Raw genomic sequence first — 19440 nt, 5'->3', positions numbered from 1 at the left:
CCGGGCGCTAGATTCTTGTTTGACGCGTTTTCTTTACGCGAACCGGCATCCACTTCGCTCGAAAGCACTCTTGCTGAGCGCGCCTCTACGCCCTGTCGGCTGCGTGCGGACGTTGCCGGAAGTGATTGGCGGACCGTGCCGCCGACGCTGCCTGCGGGCGGTACAGCCGGCGCAGCGTGCCCCGGCCGAGATAGCCGAGGAAGCGCGCCCAGCGCTGGGCCTGCCAGTAGGGCCCGCCGCCGATCGACACTTCGCGGAAGTTGAATGCCTTGGCATTCGACCAGGCGTCGCACTCCGTCTTGACCGGATCGTCGTAGAACGCGGTGATCTTCTCCTCGCCCATGCCGTCGGTCGCAAGCCAGGCCGGGATATGGACGTTGCAGAGCTGGGATACGTCCGTGAACACCTTGTCGGTCCCGGTGCCGGTGACGGGGCAGGTGCTGGCGAAGGCGTCGCCGACCAGCACGACGCCGGCCTGCCGATAGCCGGTGCTGACATAGACGTCGGCGGGCCTGATCTTGATGTCGCCGGCGACGTCGAATTCGCCGGTGAGCCGGCGCAGCCGCGGCAGCGCGGCATTCAGCGTCTCGACCGGATTGCGCCGCATCGCGCGCAGCCACGGATCGTCGGCCGGGCGGTAGGTGAAGAGGTTGGCACGCATCCGGTTTTCGACCGGAAACAGCGTGATGTAGGGGATGCGGTCGCTCGGCCGCTCCGAAAAGTAGGTCATGGCCGCGAACGGGAAGGCGGGGCGGCCGACCGGGACGAAATCGAAGCCGAGCGAGATCGAGTGGCAGAAGCTGGTCACCAGCCGCTCGATGCCGAGCGTCCGGCGCAGCCCGACATTCAGGCCGTTGGCGAGCACCACGAGCCGCGCCGAGATCTCCTCGCTGCCCGAAAGCACGAGCCGCTGCCGCTCGGAGCTGGTCGCGACATTGACGACCTTGTCGCGGATGAATTCGGCCGGCCCGGCGATCTCGGCCCGAATCGCAGTGATCAGCGCGTCGTACATGATGCCGTATTGCCGGCTCGGCTGCCGGTCGAGCAGATAGCCGAATCGCGCGATCCAGTTCTCGCCGTCCAGCGTCGCCGAACGGAGCACGGATTCGGCAATCCCGGTGCGGGCGAATCGCGCGAGCTGGAGGTCGCCGCCGACCTTTTCGACGCGGAAGTCGAACGGATAGACCTGATGGGGGTCGATCAGGACGGTCGGTATCCCGGCACGGCCGAGCATGGCGGCCGCGGTCGAGCCCGCAAGACCTCCGCCGATGATCGCGATGTCGGTGTACCGCATGACGTTTTCCGTGGCCGTAGACCGTAATTTTTGCGCTGCGAATGGCAAATAAAGGCTTAGTTTCGAAATTCGCCTTCAGGTCCAAGTTGGGGAGAATTGTTTCTAATCATATTTTACCCGGATATAATATGATTCCGCTGGCGTGCCGGAGATTCGGATTCGGGCGAGGGGAGTCGCAGACGCTGTCATATTTCGACGCCCGGCGAGCGCCGCGAAATGCGAAATCTGCAAGCGCCAGAGGCGTTTCTTTGCTTGTCGTTTTGCTTGACTTCACTATCTCTCGATTATACAAGGCGCTCACTTAACGACAGGCGGTGAGCTACGCCAGCGTCGGAACGGAACACCCCAAGGCCCTTTTTCAGGCGCCGGACGGGCACCAACCTCGACGAATGCCGCTCAAACGCTGTCGATGATAGCTAGGCAATGCCAGGACGATTTTGGTTCTCTTGAGCACGTCCTCTTGAGAGTGAATTCGGATGCATGACCTCGGTGGCGGACCGGACAGCGAACGCTGAACGGTTCGGAATCGCGGTCCTCTGTGGCGTCGATGCGCTTTCCGCTCAGTGATGAGTGGTTGGCGCGATTTCGCTTTGCGCGGGTGTTTGATCCGCGTCGAGCGGGCCGTACGGGACGGCTAGTCCTGAGAAGAAATTTGCGGAGCCATTCAAGGTTTCCGCGCGAACTAAAGGGTGAAGGCTGCATGCCGACGATCAACCAGCTGATCGCAAAACCACGTGAAGTGCAGAAGTCGCGCAAGAAGGTGCCGGCGCTGCAGCAGTCGCCGCAGAAGCGCGGCGTGTGCACGCGCGTCTACACCACGACCCCGAAGAAGCCGAACTCGGCGCTTCGTAAGGTCGCCAAGGTGCGCCTGACCAACGGCTTCGAGGTGATCGGCTACATCCCGGGTGAAGGCCATAACCTGCAGGAGCACTCGGTGGTCATGATCCGCGGCGGCCGCGTCAAGGACTTGCCCGGCGTGCGCTACCACATCCTCCGTGGCGTGCTGGATACCCAGGGCGTCAAGAACCGTAAGCAGCGTCGTTCGAAGTACGGCGCAAAGCGTCCGAAGTAAGCGGGAAACGATCAGATGTCGCGTCGCCATTCTGCTGAGAAGCGTGAAGTTCTTCCGGATCCGAAGTTCGGGAACATCATCATTACGAAGTTCATGAACTCGGTGATGTACGCCGGGAAGAAGTCGGTCGCCGAAAACATCGTCTACGGTGCGCTCGGCATGATCGAGGCCAAGACCAAGCAGCCGCCGCTCGGCGTGTTCGAGCAGGCGCTCGAGAACGTGATGCCGACCATCGAGGTCCGTTCCCGCCGCGTCGGCGGCGCGACCTACCAGGTGCCGGTGGAAGTCCGCTCGGTGCGCCGTCAGGCGCTCGGCATCCGCTGGCTGATCTCGGCCGCCCGTGAGCGCAACGAGAAGACCATGACGGAGCGTCTGTCGGCGGAGCTGCTCGACGCCTCGAACAATCGCGGCAACGCCGTCAAGAAGCGTGAAGACGTGCACCGGATGGCGGAAGCCAACCGCGCCTTCTCGCACTATCGCTGGTAACGGCGAAACACGGAATTTAAGGAACAGCCTATGCCTCGCGTTCATGCCATAGAGAACTACCGCAACTTCGGTATCATGGCGCATATCGATGCCGGCAAGACCACGACCACCGAGCGCATCCTGTATTACACCGGCAAGAGCCACAAGATCGGCGAAGTGCACGAAGGTGCCGCGACGATGGACTGGATGGAGCAGGAGCAGGAGCGTGGCATCACGATCACTTCGGCTGCTACCACCGCGTTTTGGAACGGCAAGCGCCTGAACATCATCGACACCCCCGGCCACGTCGACTTCACCATTGAAGTCGAGCGTTCGCTGCGCGTGCTCGACGGCGCCGTTTGCGTTCTCGACTCCAACCAGGGCGTCGAGCCGCAGACCGAGACCGTCTGGCGCCAGGGCGACAAGTACAAGGTTCCGCGCATCGTCTTCGCCAACAAGATGGACAAGACCGGTGCCGACTTCTTCAAGTGCCTGTCCGACATCGTCGACCGCCTCGGCGCCAAGCCGATCGCGATCCAGCTGCCGATCGGTGCCGAGAACAACTTCAAGGGTCTCGTCGACCTGGTCGTCATGAAGGGCATCGTCTGGAACGATGAATCCCTCGGCGCCAAGTTCGACTATGTCGATATCCCGGAAGACATGGTCGAGCAGGCCAAGGAATATCGCGAGAAGATGGTGGAAGCCGCCGTCGAGCTCGACGACGATGCCCTGGCTGCCTTCCTCGACGGCAAGGAGCCGGACGAGGCGACCCTGAAGCGTCTGATCCGCAAGGCCGTGCTGACCGGTGCGTTCTATCCGGTGCTGTGCGGCTCCGCGTTCAAGAACAAGGGCGTTCAGCCGCTGCTCGACGCGGTCGTCGACTATCTGCCGTCGCCGGTCGACGTGCCCGCGATCAAGGGCATCGACGATGACGGCAACGAAGTCGTGCGCCATGCGGACGACAAGGAGCCGTTGGCTCTGCTCGCGTTCAAGATCATGGACGACCCCTTCGTCGGCACCATCACGTTCTGCCGCATCTATTCCGGCGTGCTGCAGTCGGGCACCGGCGTGGTGAACTCGACCCGCGAGAAGAAAGAGCGTATCGGCCGCATGCTGCTGATGCATGCGAACAACCGCGAAGACATCAAGGAAGCCTATGCCGGCGACATCGTCGCGCTGGCTGGCCTGAAGGAAGCACGCACCGGTGACACGCTGTGCGATCCCGACAAGCCGGTCATCCTCGAGAAGATGGAATTCCCGGAGCCGGTGATCGAGATCGCGATCGAGCCGAAGTCGAAGGCCGACCAGGAAAAGCTGGGCGTGGCGCTTGCCAAGCTCGCTGCGGAAGATCCGTCGTTCCGCGTGTCGACCGACCAGGAGTCCGGCCAGACCATTCTCAAGGGCATGGGCGAACTGCATCTCGACATCAAGGTCGACATTCTCAAGCGCACCTACAAGGTCGATGCCAACATCGGCGCGCCGCAGGTGGCGTTCCGCGAGCGCGTGACCAAGAAGGCCGAAGTCAAGTACACGCACAAGAAGCAGACCGGCGGTACCGGTCAGTTCGCCGAAGTGTCGATCGTCGTCGAGCCGAACGAGCCCGGCAAGGGCTATGAGTTCGAATCGAAGATCGTCGGCGGTGCGGTGCCGAAGGAATACATCCCCGGCGTCGAAAAGGGCCTCAACAGCGTGATGGGCTCCGGCGTCGTCGCCGGCTTCCCGGTGGTGGACGTCAAGGTGCAGCTGGTCGACGGCAAGTATCACGACGTCGACTCGTCGGCGCTGGCGTTCGAAATCGCATCGCGGGCTGCGTTCCGCGAGGCGCTGACGAAGGGCAAGTCCGTTCTGCTCGAGCCGATCATGAAGGTCGAGGTGGTGACCCCGGAAGACTACACCGGTTCGGTCATCGGCGACCTGAATTCCCGGCGCGGCCAGATCCAGGGTCAAGACATGCGCGGCAACGCCAACGTCATCAATGCGATGGTGCCGCTCATGAACATGTTCGGTTACGTGAACAACCTGCGCTCGATGAGCCAGGGGCGCGCGACCTTCACCATGCAGTTCGATCACTACGCCGAAGCTCCGGCGAACGTGTCGGCTGAAGTCCAGAAGAAGTTTGCCTGATTGTCGTTGATGGCAGTCAACGATTGAACGGAGAGTCAAATGGCCAAAGCTAAATTCGAACGTAACAAGCCCCACTGCAACATCGGCACCATCGGTCACGTCGACCATGGCAAGACCTCGCTGACCGCAGCGATCACCAAGGTGCTCGCAGAAACCGGCGGCGCGACGTTCACCGCCTACGACCAGATCGACAAGGCGCCGGAAGAGAAGGCGCGCGGCATCACGATCTCGACCGCTCACGTCGAGTACGAGACGACCAACCGCCACTACGCTCACGTCGACTGCCCCGGCCACGCCGACTACGTGAAGAACATGATCACCGGCGCTGCCCAGATGGACGGCGCGATCCTGGTCGTGTCGGCTGCTGACGGCCCGATGCCGCAGACCCGCGAGCACATCCTGCTCGCCCGCCAGGTCGGCGTGCCCGCGCTCGTCGTGTTCCTGAACAAGTGCGACATGGTCGACGATCCGGAGCTGCTCGAGCTCGTCGAGCTCGAAGTCCGCGAGCTGCTCTCGAAGTACGAATTCCCGGGCGACAAGATCCCGATCATCAAGGGCTCGGCGCTCGCCGCCCTCGAAGACAAGGACAAGAAGCTCGGCCACGACGCCATCCTCGAGCTGATGAAGAATGTCGACGAGTACATCCCGCAGCCGGAGCGTCCGATCGACCAGCCGTTCCTGATGCCGGTTGAAGACGTGTTCTCGATCTCGGGCCGCGGCACCGTCGTCACCGGCCGTGTCGAGCGCGGCATCATCAAGGTCGGCGAGGAAATCGAGATCGTCGGTATCCGCGACACCCAGAAGACCATCGTCACCGGCGTCGAAATGTTCCGCAAGCTGCTCGATCAGGGCCAGGCCGGCGACAACATCGGTGCGCTGCTCCGCGGCACCAAGCGCGAGGAAGTCGAGCGTGGCCAGGTGCTGTGCAAGCCCGGTTCGGTCAAGCCGCACACCAAGTTCAAGGCTGAGGCTTACATCCTGACCAAGGAAGAGGGCGGTCGTCACACCCCGTTCTTCACCAACTACCGTCCGCAGTTCTACTTCCGCACCACCGACGTGACCGGCGTTGTGCACCTGCCCGAAGGCACCGAGATGGTGATGCCGGGCGACAACATCGCGATGGAAGTGCACCTGATCGTGCCGATCGCGATGGAAGAGAAGCTGCGCTTCGCGATCCGCGAAGGCGGCCGCACCGTCGGCGCCGGCGTCGTCGCCGCCATCATCGAGTAAGGGTGGATCAGTCAGTTTGCAGCGGGTGGGTTCGCCCACCCGCCGCTCACCACTCGCTATTCGCTAATTGAGCGACGAAGAAAGAGATACGGCAATGAACGGCCAAAACATTCGCATCCGTCTCAAGGCGTTCGACCATCGAATCCTCGATACGTCGACCCGTGAGATCGTGAACACGGCGAAGCGCACCGGTGCGCAGGTTCGCGGACCGATTCCGCTGCCGACCCGCATCGAGAAGTTCACCGTCAACCGTTCGCCGCACGTTGACAAGAAGAGCCGCGAGCAATTCGAGATGCGCACTCACAAGCGCCTCCTCGACATTGTCGACCCGACCCCGCAGACCGTCGATGCGCTGATGAAGCTCGACCTGGCCGCCGGTGTCGACGTCGAGATCAAGCTCTAAGGTTTTGGATTTTTACGTCCGCCGCTTGCGGACAGAAAGACAGGAAGCACGCCGATGCGCTCCGGAGTGATCGCACAAAAGGTCGGGATGACGCGGGTCTTTACGGAGACCGGCGAGCATATCCCTGTGACCGTGCTGAAGTTGGGCAACTGCCAGGTGCTGGGCCACCGCACGACCGAGAAGAACGGCTATGTCGCTCTTCAGCTCGGCTCGGGCGCCCGCAAGACGGTGTACATGCCGAAGGCCGAACGCGGCCAGTTCGCGGTCGCCAAGGTCGAGCCGAAGCGCAAGGTCGCCGAGTTCCGCGTGTCCGAGGACGCGCTGATCCCGGTCGGCGCGGAAATCCAGGCGGACCATTTCGTGGTCGGCCAGTTTGTCGACGTGACCGGCACCTCGATCGGTAAGGGCTTCGCCGGCGGCATGAAGCGCTGGAATTTCGGCGGTCTGCGCGCCACCCACGGCGTGTCGGTCTCGCATCGTTCGATCGGTTCGACCGGTGGCCGTCAGGACCCCGGCAAGACCTTCAAGAACAAGAAGATGCCCGGTCACATGGGCGTCGACCGCATCACCACGCTCAATCTGCGAGTGGTTTCGACCGACGTCGAGCGCGGCCTGATCCTCGTCGAAGGCGCCGTTCCCGGCTCCAAGGGCGGCTGGATCTCGGTGCGCGACGCGGTCAAGAAGCCGCTGCCGAAGGAAGCCCCGAAGCCCGGCAAGTTCAAGGTCGCCGGCGGTGAAGCTGCCGAGGCTGTAGCCGAGAAGGAGGGCGTGTGAGATGGAACTAAAAGTCACCACCCTTGAAGGCAAGGACGCCGGTTCGGTTCAGCTGTCGGACGAGATCTTTGGTCTCGAGCCGCGCAAGGACATCATCCAGCGTTGCGTGCAGTGGCAGCTCAACAAGCGCCAGGCCGGCACGCATAAGGCCCAGGGCCGCGCCGACGTCTGGCGCACTGGCAAGAAGATGTACAAGCAGAAGGGCACCGGCGGCGCCCGTCACGGCTCGGCCCGCGTGCCGCAGTTCCGCGGCGGTGGCCGTGCATTCGGTCCGGTGGTTCGCTCCCATGCGACCGACCTGCCGAAGAAGGTGCGTGCGCTCGCGCTGAAGCATGCGCTGTCGGCCAAGGCCAAGGACGGCGGGCTGATCGTGATCGACAATGCGCAGCTCGAGGCCGCCAAGACCAAGGCGCTGCTCGGTCACTTCTCGGGCCTCGGCCTGACCAATGCGCTGATCATCGACGGTGCGGAGCTCAACAACGGTTTCGCGACCGCGGCCCGCAACATCCCGAACATCGACGTGCTGCCGATCCAGGGCATCAACGTCTACGACATTCTCCGCCGCCACAAGCTGGTGCTGACCAAGGCTGCGGTTGATGCGCTGGAGGCGCGCTTCAAATGAAGAACATCGATCCGCGCCACTACGACGTCATCATCTCGCCGGTCGTGACGGAAAAGGCGACGCTCGCCTCCGAGCACAACAAGGTGATGTTCAAGGTCGCCGGCAAGGCGACCAAGCCGCAGATCAAGGAAGCGGTCGAGAAGCTGTTCGACGTCAAGGTGAAGAGCGTCAACACTCTCGTTCGCAAGGGCAAGACCAAGGTGTTCCGCGGCAATCTCGGTTCGCAGTCGGACTCCAAGCGCGCGATCGTGACCCTTGAAGAGGGCCACCGCATCGACGTGACTACCGGACTATAAGGCGCAACGACGATGGCATTGAAAACCTACAATCCCACGACGCCGGGCCAGCGCCAGCTGGTCATGGTCGATCGTTCGGCGCTCTACAAGGGCAAGCCGGTGAAGACCCTGACCGAGGGCAAGCTCGGCAATGGCGGTCGCAACAACACCGGTCGCATCACCGTGCGTTTCCGCGGCGGCGGCCACAAGAAGGCCTACCGCACCGTCGACTTCCGCCGCGACAAGGTGGACATGCCGGCGGTCGTGGAGCGGCTGGAGTACGATCCGAACCGCACCGCGTTCATCGCGCTGATCAAGTATCAGGACGGCGAGCTGGCCTACATCCTGGCGCCGCAGCGTCTGGCGGCGGGCGACACCGTCGTCGCCGGCAACTATGTCGACGTGAAGCCGGGCAACGTCATGCCGCTCGGCAACATGCCGGTCGGCACGATCGTGCACAACATCGAGCTGAAGATCGGCAAGGGCGGCCAGCTGGCTCGCTCCGCCGGTACCTATGCCCAGATCGTCGGCCGCGACCAGGACTACGTCATCGTCCGCCTGAACTCGGGCGAGCAGCGTCTCGTGCACGGCCGTTGCCGCGGCACGATCGGCGCGGTCTCGAACCCGGATCACATGAACATCTCGATCGGCAAGGCCGGTCGTACCCGCTGGCTCGGCTGGCGCCCGCATAACCGCGGCGTCGTCATGAACCCGATCGATCACCCGCACGGCGGTGGTGAAGGTCGTACCTCGGGCGGTCGCCACCCGGTTACTCCGTGGGGCAAGCCGACCAAGGGCAAGAAGACCCGCACCAACAAGTCGACCAACAAATTCATTCTCCTCAGCCGCCACAAGCGGAAGAAGTAAGGAACGCCGGACATGGTTCGTTCAGTCTGGAAAGGCCCGTTCGTCGAGGGTTCTCTGCTCAAGAAGGCAGATGCCGCGCGCGCGTCTGGCCGTCACGACGTCATCAAGATCTGGAGCCGTCGCTCCACCATCCTGCCGCAGTTCGTCGGCCTGACCTTCGGTGTCTACAACGGCCAGAAGCATGTGCCGGTGGCGATCAACGAGGAAATGGTGGGTCACAAGTTCGGCGAGTTCTCGCCGACCCGGACCTTCCACGGCCACTCGGGCGACAAGAAAGCCAAGAAGGCTTGAGGAATAGACGATGAGCAAACCAAAGCGCGAACGTAGCCTCGCGGACAATGAGGCCAAGGCCGTCGCCCGCATGCTGCGCGTCAGCCCGCAGAAGCTCAACCTGGTGGCGCAGCTGATCCGCGGCCGCAAGGCTTCGGCTGCGCTCGCCGACCTGCAGTTCTCGCGCAAGCGGATCGCGGTCGACGTCAAGAAGTGCCTGGAATCGGCGATCGCGAACGCCGAGAACAACCATGACCTCGATGTCGACGATCTCGTCGTTGCCGAGGCGCATGTCGGCAATGGCATCGTGATGAAGCGTTTTGCTCCGCGCGGCCGTGGCCGTTCGGGCCGTGTGTTCAAACCGTTCTCGCACCTGACCATCGTGGTTCGTCAGGTCGAGGCCGAGGCAAGCGCCTAAGAAGGGCGCAGGAGAAGACGATGGGTCAAAAGATCAATCCAATCGGGCTGCGTCTCGGCATCAACCGGACCTGGGACTCCCGTTGGTTCGCCGGCAAGCAGGAATACGGCAAGCTCCTGCACGAGGACGTCAAGATCCGCGAGATCCTGCACAAGGAGCTCAAGCAGGCGGCTGTCGCCCGCATCGTGATCGAGCGCCCGCACAAGAAGTGCCGCGTGACGATCCACTCGGCCCGTCCGGGCGTCGTGATCGGCAAGAAGGGCGCCGACATCGACAAGCTGCGCAAGAAGGTTGCCGACATCACCTCGTCGGACGTCGTGATCAACATCGTCGAAATCCGCAAGCCGGAGCTCGACGCGACCCTGGTCGCTGAATCGATCGCCCAGCAGCTCGAGCGCCGCGTTGCGTTCCGCCGCGCCATGAAGCGCGCCGTGCAGTCGGCGATGCGTCTCGGCGCCGAGGGCATCCGCATCAATTGCTCGGGCCGTCTCGGCGGCGCCGAAATCGCGCGCATGGAGTGGTATCGCGAAGGTCGCGTGCCGCTGCACACGCTGCGCGCCGACGTCGACTACGGCGTTGCCACCGCGTTCACGACCTTCGGCACCTGCGGCGTCAAGGTCTGGATCTTCAAGGGCGAGATCCTCGAGCACGATCCGATGGCCCAGGACAAGAAGATGGCCGAGGGCGACAACACGCCGCGTTCGCGCCGCGACGCCGCTTGAGGCAAAGCAGGAATTTGAGGGCTTAAAGCCATGATGCAACCTAAGAAGACGAAGTTCCGGAAGGCGCATAAGGGCCGTATCCACGGCGTTGCGACCTCTGGCGCGACGTTGGCGTTCGGCCAGTTCGGCCTGAAGGCGATGGAGCCTGAGCGCGTCACCGCCCGTCAGATCGAAGCCGCCCGCCGCGCGCTGACCCGTCACATGAAGCGCGCCGGCCGCGTCTGGATCCGGGTGTTCCCGGACGTGCCGGTGTCGAAGAAGCCCGCCGAAGTCCGCATGGGCTCCGGCAAGGGCGCGCCGGAATTGTGGGTGGTCCGGATCAAGCCGGGCCGCGTGATGTTCGAAATCGACGGCGTGCCGGTGCAGACCGCCAAGGAGGCGCTGTCGCTCGCCGCCGCCAAGCTGCCGATCAAGACGCGCTTCGTTGCGCGCATTGCGGAGTAATCGCCATGGCCGAGATGAAAGTTGAAGACATTCGCGCGATGAGCGACGACCAGCGGGACGACGCGGTCCTTAACCTGAAGAAGGAACGCTTCAACCTGCGTTTCCAGCGCGCCACCGGGCAGCTGGAGAACACGTCGCGGATGCGGGAAGCCCGCCGCGATATCGCTCGTATCAAGACCATCGCCGCGCAGCTACGCGCGAAGAAGAAGTAAGGGGCCAGCTATGCCGAAACGTACTCTGCAGGGCGTGGTCGTGAGCGACAAGCAAGCCAAGACCGTGGTGGTGCGCGTCGATCGCCGCTTCACCCACCCGATCTACAAGAAGACGATCCGCCGTTCCAAGAACTACCACGCGCACGACGAGGACAATCAGTTCAAGCCGGGCGACATGGTCTGGATCGAGGAATCGAAGCCGATCTCGAAGCTGAAGCGCTGGACCGTGGTCCGGGGCGAACACAAGAAAACGGCCTGATTACTTCGGCCTGGCCGAAGACATTCAGGGAAATTTTGGGCGCGCTAAAGCGCAGAAAGAGGACGAGGTGCATCAATGATTCAGATGCAGACCAACCTCGACGTGGCCGATAATTCAGGCGCACGCCGTGTCATGTGCATCAAGGTTCTTGGAGGTTCCAAGCGCCGCTATGCCACCGTGGGCGACGTTATCGTTGTGTCGATCAAGGAAGCCATTCCGCGTGGCAAGGTGAAGAAGGGCGACGTGATGAAGGCCGTCGTGGTCCGGGTCCGCAAGGACATCCGCCGCGCCGACGGTTCGGTCATCCGTTTCGACCGGAACGCCGCCGTGCTGATCAACAATCAGTCCGAGCCGGTCGGCACCCGTATCTTCGGGCCGGTGCCGCGCGAGCTGCGCGCCAAGAACCACATGAAGATCATTTCGCTTGCGCCGGAGGTGCTGTGATGGCTGCCAAGATCCGCAAGGGCGACAAGGTGATGGTGCTCACCGGCCGCGACAAGGGTCGCACCGGCGAGGTGTTCGAGGTGCGTCCGGACGAGAACAAGGCTCTCGTTCGCGGCATCAACATGGTGAAGCGTCACCAGAAGCAGAGCCAGACCCAGGAAGGCGGCATCATCTCCAAGGAGATGCCGATCGACCTGTCCAACATTGCGTATGTCGGCAAGGACGGAAAGCCGACCCGCATTGGGTTCAAGATTCAGGCCGATGGCAAGAAGGTTCGTGTTGCCAAGAGCTCGGGAGCAGAGATCGATGGCTGAGACAGCTTACACGCCGCGCCTGCGCGCGGAGTATGACAAGAAGATCCGCGGCATGATGACCGAGAAGTTCGGTTATGCCAACGTGATGCAGGTGCCGCGCCTCGACAAGGTCGTGCTCAACATGGGCGTTGGCGATTCCGTCAACGACCGCAAGAAGGCCGAGACCGCCGCTGCCGAGCTGAGCCAGATCGCCGGCCAGAAGGCGATCGTGACCTATTCGCGGATCGCGATCGCGACCTTCAAGCTGCGCGAGAACCAGCCGATCGGCTGCAAGGTCACGCTGCGCAAGGCCCATATGTATGAGTTCATCGACCGCCTGGTGAACGTGGCGCTGCCCCGCGTCCGCGACTTCCGCGGCCTGAACCCGAAGAGCTTCGACGGCCGTGGCAACTATTCGCTCGGCATCAAGGAGCACATCATTTTCCCCGAGATCGACTTCGACAAGGTCTCGGAAGCGCGTGGCATGGACATCACGGTGTGCACCACCGCCAAGACCGACGACGAGGCGCGCGCCTTGTTGACCGCTTTCAATTTCCCGTTCCGGCAGTGAGTAGCTGAGGCAAAGCCACTCAAACGCGGATACCCAGGAGCCAAGCATGGCAAAGAAGAGTTCGATCGAGAAGAACAACCGGCGCAAGCGGATGGCGAAGAACGCCGCTCCGCAGCGTGAGAAGCTGAAGGCGATCATCGCCGACAAGACCAAGCCGATGGAAGAGCGCTTCGCGGCGACGCTGAAGCTGGCCGAGATGCCGCGCAACTCGTCGCCGACGCGCATCCGCAACCGTTGCGAGCTGACCGGGCGTCCGCGCTCGAACTATCGCAAGAACAAGCTCTCGCGCATCGCGCTGCGTGAACTCGGCTCCAAGGGCCTGGTTCCCGGGCTCGTGAAGTCGAGCTGGTAAGGGAGGGTCGGAACAATGTCTACGCACGATCCGATCAGCGATCTCATCACCCGCATCCGCAACGCGCAGATGCGTTCGAAGTCCAAGGTTTCGACCCCGGGCTCGAAGATGCGCGCCAACGTGCTCGAGGTGCTGAAGTCCGAGGGTTACATCCGTGGCTACGCCAGCGTCGAGCATGCGTCGGGCCGCAGCGAGCTCGAGATCGAGCTGAAGTATTTCGACGGCGAGCCCGTCATCCGCGAGATCGAGCGGGTGTCGAAGCCGGGCCGCCGCGTTTACGCCTCGGTGAAGAACCTGCCGCGCGTGAACAACGGTCTCGGCATTTCGGTGTTGTCGACGCCGAAGGGAATCATGGCTGACCACGAGGCGCGCGACGCCAACGTGGGCGGCGAAGTTCTCTTCACGGTGTTCTGAGGAAGGATTTTACGATGTCACGTATCGGCAAAAGGCCGGTGGCGATCCCGTCGGGTGTGACGGCAAGCGTCGAGGGCCAGACGGTGAAGGTGAAGGGGCCGAAGGGCCAGCTTCAGTTCGTCGTGCATGACGACGTCGAGGTGAAGTTCGAGAACGGCCAGGTCAAGGTCGCTCCGCGCGTCAAGACCAACCGCGCGCAGGCGATGTACGGCACCGCGCGCGCGCAGGTCGCCAACCTCGTCGAGGGCGTCACCAAGGGCTTCGAGAAGAAGCTCGAGATCACCGGCGTCGGCTACCGCGCCGCGATGCAGGGCAAGAACCTGCAGCTCGCGCTCGGCTACAGCCATGACGTGGTCTACGCGATCCCGGAAGGCATCACCATCGCGGTGCCGAAGCCGACCGAGATCACGATCACGGGCAACGATCCGCAGCGCGTCGGCCAGGTCGCCGCCGAGATCCGCGCCTACCGTCCGCCGGAGCCCTACAAGGGCAAGGGCGTGAAGTACGCCAACGAATTCATCTTCCGCAAGGAAGGCAAGAAGAAGTAACGGAGCCGGTCATGTCACTCAAGGTTACGAATGCCCGGCGCAAGCAGCGCGTCCGCCTTGCGCTTCGCCGCTCGGCTGGCGGCCGTCCGCGGCTGTCGGTGTTCCGCTCGTCCAAGCACATCTACGCCCAGGTCATCGACGACCAGAAGGGCGAGACGCTCGCGTCCGCCTCGTCGCTGGAGAAGAACCTGCGCGACGCCGGCAAGACCGGCGCCGACATCGATGCGGCGAAGGCCGTCGGCAAGCTGCTGGCGGAACGCGCGGCGCAGAAGGGTGTCAAGGAAGTCGTGTTCGATCGCGGCGCCTACATCTATCACGGGCGCGTCAAGGCGCTCGCGGATGCGGCGCGCGAAGGCGGGTTGAGCTTCTAAACTTTACGAACGATTACCAGGATAGAGGCGTCAGGCCTCCTAGAGATTGGAAAACACCATGGCAGGTGAACGCGAACGCGGCGGACGCGAACGGAGCAGGGATCGCGAAGAGCGCGACAGCGAGTTCGTCGACAAGCTCGTCCACATCAATCGCGTGGCGAAGGTCGTCAAGGGCGGCAAGCGCTTCGGCTTTGCGGCACTGGTCGTGATCGGCGATCAGAAGGGCCGGGTCGGTTTCGGCCACGGCAAGGCGCGCGAAGTTCCGGAAGCGATCCGCAAGGCGACCGAATCGGCGAAGCGCAACCTGACGCGGGTCGCGCTGCGCGAAGGCCGCACGCTGCATCACGACATCGCCGGCCGTCACGGCGCCGGCCGCGTCTATCTGCGTGCCGCTCCGGCCGGTACCGGCATCATCGCCGGCGGCCCGATGCGCGCGGTGTTCGAGACGCTCGGCATCCAGGACGTGGTGGCGAAGTCGATCGGCTCGTCGAATCCCTACAACATGGTTCGCGCAACCTTCGACGCGCTGAAGCATCAGGATTCGCCGCGCTCGGTGGCTGCGCGCCGCAACATCAAGGTCTCCACCCTGCAGTCGCGCCGCGTCGGCGGTGACGCCGAAGTGGTGGCGGAATAACAACGCGCGCTTCTCGAAGCGCTATTCGGAGTTACTGTCATGGCCCAGGCCAGCAAGACCATCAAGGTCGAGCAGATCGGCAGCGCAATCCGCCGCCATCACTCGCAGCGTTCGACGCTGATCGGCCTCAAGCTCAACAAGATCGGCCGGGTTGCCGAGCTGCAGGACACCCCTGAAGTTCGCGGCATGATCAGCAAAGTCCAGCATCTCGTCCGCGTCGTCGGCGAGTAAGCAGAGATAAGGAGAAGGGCGATGAAGCTCAGCGATATCGCCGACAACGCCGGCTCGCGCAAGAAGCGCATGCGTGTCGGCCGTGGCATCGGTTCCGGCAAGGGCAAGACCTCGGGCCGCGGCGGCAAGGGCCAGACCGCGCGTTCGGGCGTCCGCATCAAGGGTTTCGAAGGCGGCCAGATGCCGATGCATCGCCGTCTCCCGAAGCGCGGCTTCAACAACATCTTCCGGCTCGACTTCGCCGAGATCAATCTCGACCGTCTGCAGGAAGCGATCGACAGCAAGCTGGTCGATGCGAGCGCAACGGTGAACGTCGAGTCGCTGGTGAAGGCCGGCGTGCTGCGCCGCGCCAAGGACGGCCTGCGGCTGCTCGGCCGCGGCGAGATCAAGACCAAGCTGACCATCGAAGCGCACGGCGCCTCCAAGTCGGCGATTGCTGCGGTCGAGAAGGCCGGCGGCTCGGTCAAGATCCTGGCCCCCGCCAAGGACGAAGGCGAGGCGGCGTAACATCTGCGTCATTGCCCGCGGCCTGCGCGGGCAATCCGCAGATCGAATGATGGACTTATCGAGGCCGAGCACCAGATAATGTCCGGTGTCTGCCGACGGCCCGAGAGAACGAGTTTCTTGGGGGCGTCGGCGGAGCGGGCTCCGGGAGAAAGCCGAACATGGTCTCAGCAGCCGAACAACTTGCCGCAAACCTCAATTTCGGACAGCTGGCGAAAGCCGACGAGCTGAAGAAGCGCATCTGGTTCACCCTGGGTGCGCTGCTTGTTTATCGGCTGGGCACCTACATCCCGCTGCCGGGCATCGATCCCAACATCTGGGAGCAGGTGTTCCGCAGCCAGTCCGGCGGCATTCTCGGCATGTTCAACATGTTCGCCGGCGGCGGCATCCACCGCATGGCGATCTTTGCGCTGAACATCATGCCGTACATCTCGGCATCGATCATCGTCCAGCTGCTGACCACCGTGTCGCCGCAGCTCGAGGCGCTCAAGAAGGAAGGCGAGGCGGGCCGCAAGACGCTGAACCAGTACACCCGCTATCTGACGGTGATCCTGGCGCTGTTCCAGTCCTACGGCATCGCGATCGGCCTCGAAGGCGCCGGCAATGTCGTCAGCGACCCCGGCATGTTCTTCCGGATCTCGACCGCGATCACGCTGACCGGCGGCACCATGTTCCTGATGTGGCTCGGCGAGCAGATCACCTCGCGCGGCATCGGCAACGGTATCTCGCTGATCATCCTGTCCGGCATCGTCGCCGAGCTGCCGTCGGCGCTCGCCAACATGCTGGAACTCGGCCGCCAGGGCGCGATGTCGACCGGCCTGATCCTGATCGTCATCGTGATGGCGGTCGCCGTGATCGCCTTCATCGTGTTCATGGAGCGTGCGCAGCGCCGGCTGCTGATCCAGTATCCGAAGCGCCAGGTCGGCAACAAGATGTTCGAGGGCCAGTCCTCGCATCTGCCGCTCAAGCTCAACACCTCGGGCGTGATTCCGCCGATCTTCGCCTCGTCGCTGCTGCTGCTGCCGACCACGGTTGCGAACTTCAATGCCGGCAAGGGGCCGGAGTGGTTCCAGTGGCTCACCACGCAGCTCAGCCATGGCCGGCCGCTGTTCCTGCTGATGTATCTGGCGCTGATCGTGTTCTTCGCCTTCTTCTACACCGCGATCGTGTTCAACCCGACCGAGACCGCGGACAATCTGAAGAAGCATGGCGGCTTCATTCCGGGCATCCGGCCCGGTGAGCGCACCGCCGAATATATCGACTACGTGCTGTCGCGCATCACGGTGCTCGGCGCGATCTATCTCGCGATCGTCTGCCTGATTCCTGAAATTCTGATTTCCTACGCCTCGGTCCCGTTCTACTTTGGCGGCACTTCGCTCCTGATCGTCGTCAGCGTGACGATGGATACGGTGTCGCAGGTGCAGGGCTATCTGCTCGCTCATCAGTATGAAGGGTTGATCAGGAAGTCGAAGCTCAGGGGAGGCCGCCGCCGCTGATCGCGGCGCGGCTTCAAACTCAAAACACAGGTGTGCGGACGTCGCCCACCTAGCCGGGGGGCGAAACAGATATGAGATTGATCCTTTTGGGGCCGCCGGGCTCGGGCAAGGGAACCCAGGCACAGCGGCTGGTGCACCGGCATGGCATCGTTCAGCTCTCGACCGGCGAGATGCTGCGCGCAGCCGCTGCCGCGGGCACCCCGGTCGGCTTGCAGGCCAAGGAGATCATGTCCAATGGCGGCCTGGTTCCCGACGAGGTCGTGGTGGGAATCATCGCCGACCGAATCGAGGAGCCTGACGCCAAGAAGGGCTTCATTCTCGACGGCTTCCCGCGCACCGTGCCGCAAGCGGAGGCTCTCGACGAGCTGCTCCGGAAAAAGCACCTCAAGCTCGACGCCGTTGTCGAGTTGCGCGTCAACGAAAGCGCGCTGCTCGCCCGCGTCGAGAAGCGTGCCGAGGAAACCCGCGCGCGCGGCGAGGAAGTGCGCCTCGACGATACGCCGGAAGTGCTGACCAAGCGCCTGGCGCAGTACCGCTCGCTGACGGAACCGCTGATTCACTATTATTCGGAGCGGCGGAAGCTTCTGACGGTCGACGGCATGATGACCATCGAGCACGTCACCCGCGAGATCAACCGGATCCTGACCGCGCTCGGCGCGCTGGAACCGAAGGAGCACGAGGAGGCCAAGAGCGCCTCGAAGGCGTCCAAGACGGCCAAGAAGACCGCGAAGCAGTCGGCCAAAACGGCCGCCAAGCCGGCCCGGAAGGCCGCCACGGGGGCCTCAAAGCCGGCTTCCAAGGCCAAAGCTGCCAAGAAGGCTGGCAAGAAAACTGCCAAGAAAACGGCGAAGCAGCCGGCCAAGAAGACCGTGAAGAAGGCCGCAAAGCAGGCCGCCCGTGCCGCGAATGCCCGGAAGGGGGCAAAAGCCGCCAAAAAAGCAGCAAAAAAGCTCACGAAAAAGCGAGCTAAACGCTAGGAGCGGTTGACGAAACCGACATGAATCCTTTAATAAGCCCCGCATCCAAGTTGGATAGTTTTATGGCGATGCCGGGCCCCGAAGGACATGAGGGGAAGGGCGTCGTGTTCGCGTTTGTGGACACAAGCCCGCAGAGAGCAAGAACTTGAGAAGCCCGCATCCGTGATGGATCGGCGACAGGAGAGAAGTCCGTGGCCCGTATTGCCGGCGTCAACATTCCTACCAACAAGCGCGTGCTGATCGCGCTTCAGTACATCCATGGTATCGGCCAGAAGAACGCGGCCGACATCATCGAGAAGGTCAAGATCCCGGCGGACCGTCGTGTCAGCCAGTTGACCGACCAGGAGGTCCTGCAGATCCGCGAAGTCATCGACCGCGACTATCTGGTCGAAGGCGATCTCCGTCGTGAGGTCGGCATCAACATCAAGCGGCTGATGGACCTCGGCTGCTATCGCGGCCTGCGTCATCGCCGTGGTCTGCCGGTGCGCGGCCAGCGCACCCACACCAATGCGCGCACGCGCAAGGGTCCGGCCAAGGCGATCGCTGGCAAGAAGAAGTAAGTTTTACGAATTGCAGGTGGGGGGTAGCGAATCGAAATTCGCTACTCGCCATTTGCGTTTTGAGGTGTAGCCGCTGGCACTACGGCGGCGTTGAGATCACAGGAAAGGTTTGAAATGGGCAAGGAAGCCACCCGCGTACGCCGCCGCGAACGCAAGAACATCGCCTCCGGCATCGCGCACGTGAATTCGTCGTTCAACAACACGACCATCACCATCACCGACGCGCAGGGCAACACCATCGCCTGGTCGTCGGCCGGCACGATGGGCTTCAAGGGCTCGCGCAAGTCGACCCCCTATGCCGCGCAGGTCGCGGCCGAAGACGTCTCCAAGAAGGCGCAGGAACACGGCATGCGCACGCTGGAGGTCGAAGTGGCCGGCCCGGGTTCGGGCCGTGAGTCGGCGCTGCGTGCGCTGCAGGCTGCGGGCTTCACCGTCACCTCGATCCGCGACGTGACCACGATCCCGCACAATGGCTGCCGTCCGCGCAAGCGTCGGCGCGTTTGATCTGTAAGTCGCGGGCGGCATCTAGCCGCCCTGCGATGGTTTTTGGAATTGACCGCGCGGACTGTTCCGCGATCTCCAACGCCAGGTTCG

The 19440-nt window shown here is 63.1% G+C and carries 30 protein-coding genes; 29 read left to right on the top strand and 1 reads right to left on the bottom strand.

Annotated features, from left to right (window positions below; all coding sequences use genetic code 11):
• Window positions 1–85: 85 nt before the first annotated feature.
• Window positions 86–1294: an FAD-dependent oxidoreductase gene (locus ACOIX3_RS24035; protein WP_420964552.1), complete on the bottom strand. Its 1209-nt coding sequence runs from the start codon at window positions 1292–1294 to the stop codon at window positions 86–88.
• Between the two features lie 700 nt (window positions 1295–1994).
• On the opposite strand from ACOIX3_RS24035, the gene rpsL reads away from it, so the two are divergent.
• The 29 genes from rpsL (at window position 1995) to rpsK (ending at window position 19350) form a co-directional block, all read left to right on the top strand.
• Window positions 1995–2366: a 30S ribosomal protein S12 gene (rpsL, locus tag ACOIX3_RS24030; RefSeq protein WP_028168167.1), complete on the top strand. Its 372-nt coding sequence runs from the start codon at window positions 1995–1997 to the stop codon at window positions 2364–2366.
• Window positions 2367–2381: 15 nt separating this feature from the next.
• Window positions 2382–2852, top strand: a complete 471-nt coding sequence (rpsG, locus tag ACOIX3_RS24025; protein WP_021081660.1) for a 30S ribosomal protein S7 — start codon at window positions 2382–2384, stop codon at window positions 2850–2852.
• Between the two features lie 30 nt (window positions 2853–2882).
• Window positions 2883–4955 (top strand): elongation factor G, encoded by a 2073-nt coding sequence (gene fusA, locus ACOIX3_RS24020; protein ID WP_212309667.1) that lies wholly within the window; start codon window positions 2883–2885, stop codon window positions 4953–4955.
• A gap of 39 nt (window positions 4956–4994) precedes the next feature.
• Entirely contained in the window at window positions 4995–6185 is a 1191-nt protein-coding gene (tuf, locus tag ACOIX3_RS24015; protein ID WP_420964551.1) for an elongation factor Tu, read from the top strand.
• Between the two features lie 94 nt (window positions 6186–6279).
• The gene (rpsJ, locus tag ACOIX3_RS24010) at window positions 6280–6588 is read left to right on the top strand and encodes a 30S ribosomal protein S10 (protein ID WP_002712302.1); all 309 of its coding nucleotides are present in this window, start codon (window positions 6280–6282) and stop codon (window positions 6586–6588) included.
• Between the two features lie 54 nt (window positions 6589–6642).
• A complete protein-coding gene (rplC, locus tag ACOIX3_RS24005) occupies window positions 6643–7362 on the top strand; it encodes a 50S ribosomal protein L3 (protein WP_029081772.1) in 720 nt (239 codons plus the stop codon).
• A gap of 1 nt (window position 7363) precedes the next feature.
• Window positions 7364–7984 (top strand): 50S ribosomal protein L4, encoded by a 621-nt coding sequence (gene rplD, locus ACOIX3_RS24000; RefSeq protein ID WP_092114993.1) that lies wholly within the window; start codon window positions 7364–7366, stop codon window positions 7982–7984.
• A complete protein-coding gene (locus tag ACOIX3_RS23995) occupies window positions 7981–8280 on the top strand; it encodes a 50S ribosomal protein L23 (RefSeq protein ID WP_092114992.1) in 300 nt (99 codons plus the stop codon). Before rplD ends, ACOIX3_RS23995 begins: the two co-directional genes overlap by 4 nt.
• Before the next feature lie 12 nt (window positions 8281–8292).
• A complete protein-coding gene (gene rplB / locus ACOIX3_RS23990) occupies window positions 8293–9126 on the top strand; it encodes a 50S ribosomal protein L2 (RefSeq protein ID WP_021081655.1) in 834 nt (277 codons plus the stop codon).
• A gap of 12 nt (window positions 9127–9138) precedes the next feature.
• Window positions 9139–9417 (top strand): 30S ribosomal protein S19, encoded by a 279-nt coding sequence (gene rpsS / locus ACOIX3_RS23985; RefSeq protein WP_018272137.1) that lies wholly within the window; start codon window positions 9139–9141, stop codon window positions 9415–9417.
• A 10-nt stretch (window positions 9418–9427) separates the two neighbouring features.
• A complete protein-coding gene (gene rplV / locus ACOIX3_RS23980; protein ID WP_018272136.1) occupies window positions 9428–9814 on the top strand; it encodes a 50S ribosomal protein L22 in 387 nt (128 codons plus the stop codon).
• A 20-nt stretch (window positions 9815–9834) separates the two neighbouring features.
• Entirely contained in the window at window positions 9835–10536 is a 702-nt protein-coding gene (gene rpsC / locus ACOIX3_RS23975; protein ID WP_018272135.1) for a 30S ribosomal protein S3, read from the top strand.
• Window positions 10537–10566: 30 nt separating this feature from the next.
• Window positions 10567–10980: a 50S ribosomal protein L16 gene (gene rplP, locus ACOIX3_RS23970; RefSeq protein WP_016843752.1), complete on the top strand. Its 414-nt coding sequence runs from the start codon at window positions 10567–10569 to the stop codon at window positions 10978–10980.
• Window positions 10981–10985: 5 nt separating this feature from the next.
• Window positions 10986–11192, top strand: a complete 207-nt coding sequence (gene rpmC / locus ACOIX3_RS23965; protein ID WP_212309665.1) for a 50S ribosomal protein L29 — start codon at window positions 10986–10988, stop codon at window positions 11190–11192.
• Between the two features lie 10 nt (window positions 11193–11202).
• Window positions 11203–11451 (top strand): 30S ribosomal protein S17, encoded by a 249-nt coding sequence (gene rpsQ / locus ACOIX3_RS23960; protein WP_092114991.1) that lies wholly within the window; start codon window positions 11203–11205, stop codon window positions 11449–11451.
• Between the two features lie 75 nt (window positions 11452–11526).
• Window positions 11527–11895: a 50S ribosomal protein L14 gene (gene rplN, locus ACOIX3_RS23955; protein WP_011473865.1), complete on the top strand. Its 369-nt coding sequence runs from the start codon at window positions 11527–11529 to the stop codon at window positions 11893–11895.
• Window positions 11895–12209 carry a 50S ribosomal protein L24 gene (gene rplX, locus ACOIX3_RS23950; protein WP_050402253.1) on the top strand — a complete coding sequence of 105 codons (315 nt, stop codon included), beginning with the start codon at window positions 11895–11897 and terminating at the stop codon, window positions 12207–12209. The genes rplN and rplX overlap by 1 nt, the downstream gene beginning before the upstream one ends.
• Complete coding sequence (rplE, locus tag ACOIX3_RS23945) at window positions 12202–12759, top strand: 50S ribosomal protein L5 (RefSeq protein WP_097675079.1); 558 nt, start codon at window positions 12202–12204, stop codon at window positions 12757–12759. The genes rplX and rplE overlap by 8 nt, the downstream gene beginning before the upstream one ends.
• Before the next feature lie 46 nt (window positions 12760–12805).
• A complete protein-coding gene (gene rpsN / locus ACOIX3_RS23940) occupies window positions 12806–13111 on the top strand; it encodes a 30S ribosomal protein S14 (RefSeq protein ID WP_029081762.1) in 306 nt (101 codons plus the stop codon).
• 15 nt (window positions 13112–13126) lie between these two features.
• Entirely contained in the window at window positions 13127–13525 is a 399-nt protein-coding gene (rpsH, locus tag ACOIX3_RS23935) for a 30S ribosomal protein S8 (RefSeq protein ID WP_029081761.1), read from the top strand.
• A 14-nt stretch (window positions 13526–13539) separates the two neighbouring features.
• Complete coding sequence (gene rplF, locus ACOIX3_RS23930; RefSeq protein ID WP_092114986.1) at window positions 13540–14073, top strand: 50S ribosomal protein L6; 534 nt, start codon at window positions 13540–13542, stop codon at window positions 14071–14073.
• 11 nt (window positions 14074–14084) lie between these two features.
• On the top strand, window positions 14085–14444 hold the full coding sequence (gene rplR / locus ACOIX3_RS23925) for a 50S ribosomal protein L18 (RefSeq protein WP_029081760.1): 360 nt from the start codon (window positions 14085–14087) through the stop codon (window positions 14442–14444).
• Between the two features lie 58 nt (window positions 14445–14502).
• Entirely contained in the window at window positions 14503–15078 is a 576-nt protein-coding gene (gene rpsE / locus ACOIX3_RS23920; RefSeq protein ID WP_028349043.1) for a 30S ribosomal protein S5, read from the top strand.
• Window positions 15079–15117: 39 nt separating this feature from the next.
• Window positions 15118–15309 carry a 50S ribosomal protein L30 gene (gene rpmD, locus ACOIX3_RS23915; protein ID WP_092114985.1) on the top strand — a complete coding sequence of 64 codons (192 nt, stop codon included), beginning with the start codon at window positions 15118–15120 and terminating at the stop codon, window positions 15307–15309.
• A 21-nt stretch (window positions 15310–15330) separates the two neighbouring features.
• Entirely contained in the window at window positions 15331–15816 is a 486-nt protein-coding gene (gene rplO / locus ACOIX3_RS23910; RefSeq protein WP_092114984.1) for a 50S ribosomal protein L15, read from the top strand.
• Window positions 15817–15974: 158 nt separating this feature from the next.
• A complete protein-coding gene (secY, locus tag ACOIX3_RS23905; RefSeq protein ID WP_021081647.1) occupies window positions 15975–17309 on the top strand; it encodes a preprotein translocase subunit SecY in 1335 nt (444 codons plus the stop codon).
• A 71-nt stretch (window positions 17310–17380) separates the two neighbouring features.
• Window positions 17381–18286, top strand: coding sequence for an adenylate kinase (locus ACOIX3_RS23900; protein WP_420964550.1), 906 nt, complete (start codon window positions 17381–17383; stop codon window positions 18284–18286).
• Between the two features lie 191 nt (window positions 18287–18477).
• Window positions 18478–18846: a 30S ribosomal protein S13 gene (gene rpsM, locus ACOIX3_RS23895; protein WP_173637151.1), complete on the top strand. Its 369-nt coding sequence runs from the start codon at window positions 18478–18480 to the stop codon at window positions 18844–18846.
• A gap of 114 nt (window positions 18847–18960) precedes the next feature.
• The gene (rpsK, locus tag ACOIX3_RS23890; RefSeq protein ID WP_006021048.1) at window positions 18961–19350 is read left to right on the top strand and encodes a 30S ribosomal protein S11; all 390 of its coding nucleotides are present in this window, start codon (window positions 18961–18963) and stop codon (window positions 19348–19350) included.
• Window positions 19351–19440: the final 90 nt, after the last annotated feature.

The sequence above is a fragment of the Bradyrhizobium sp. B120 genome (genome assembly GCF_049075665.1).
Taxonomy (GTDB): Bacteria; Pseudomonadota; Alphaproteobacteria; order Rhizobiales; family Xanthobacteraceae; genus Bradyrhizobium.
The sequence above is the reverse complement of the archived record's forward strand: the minus strand, read 5'-3'. Positions and strand labels throughout refer to the sequence as shown.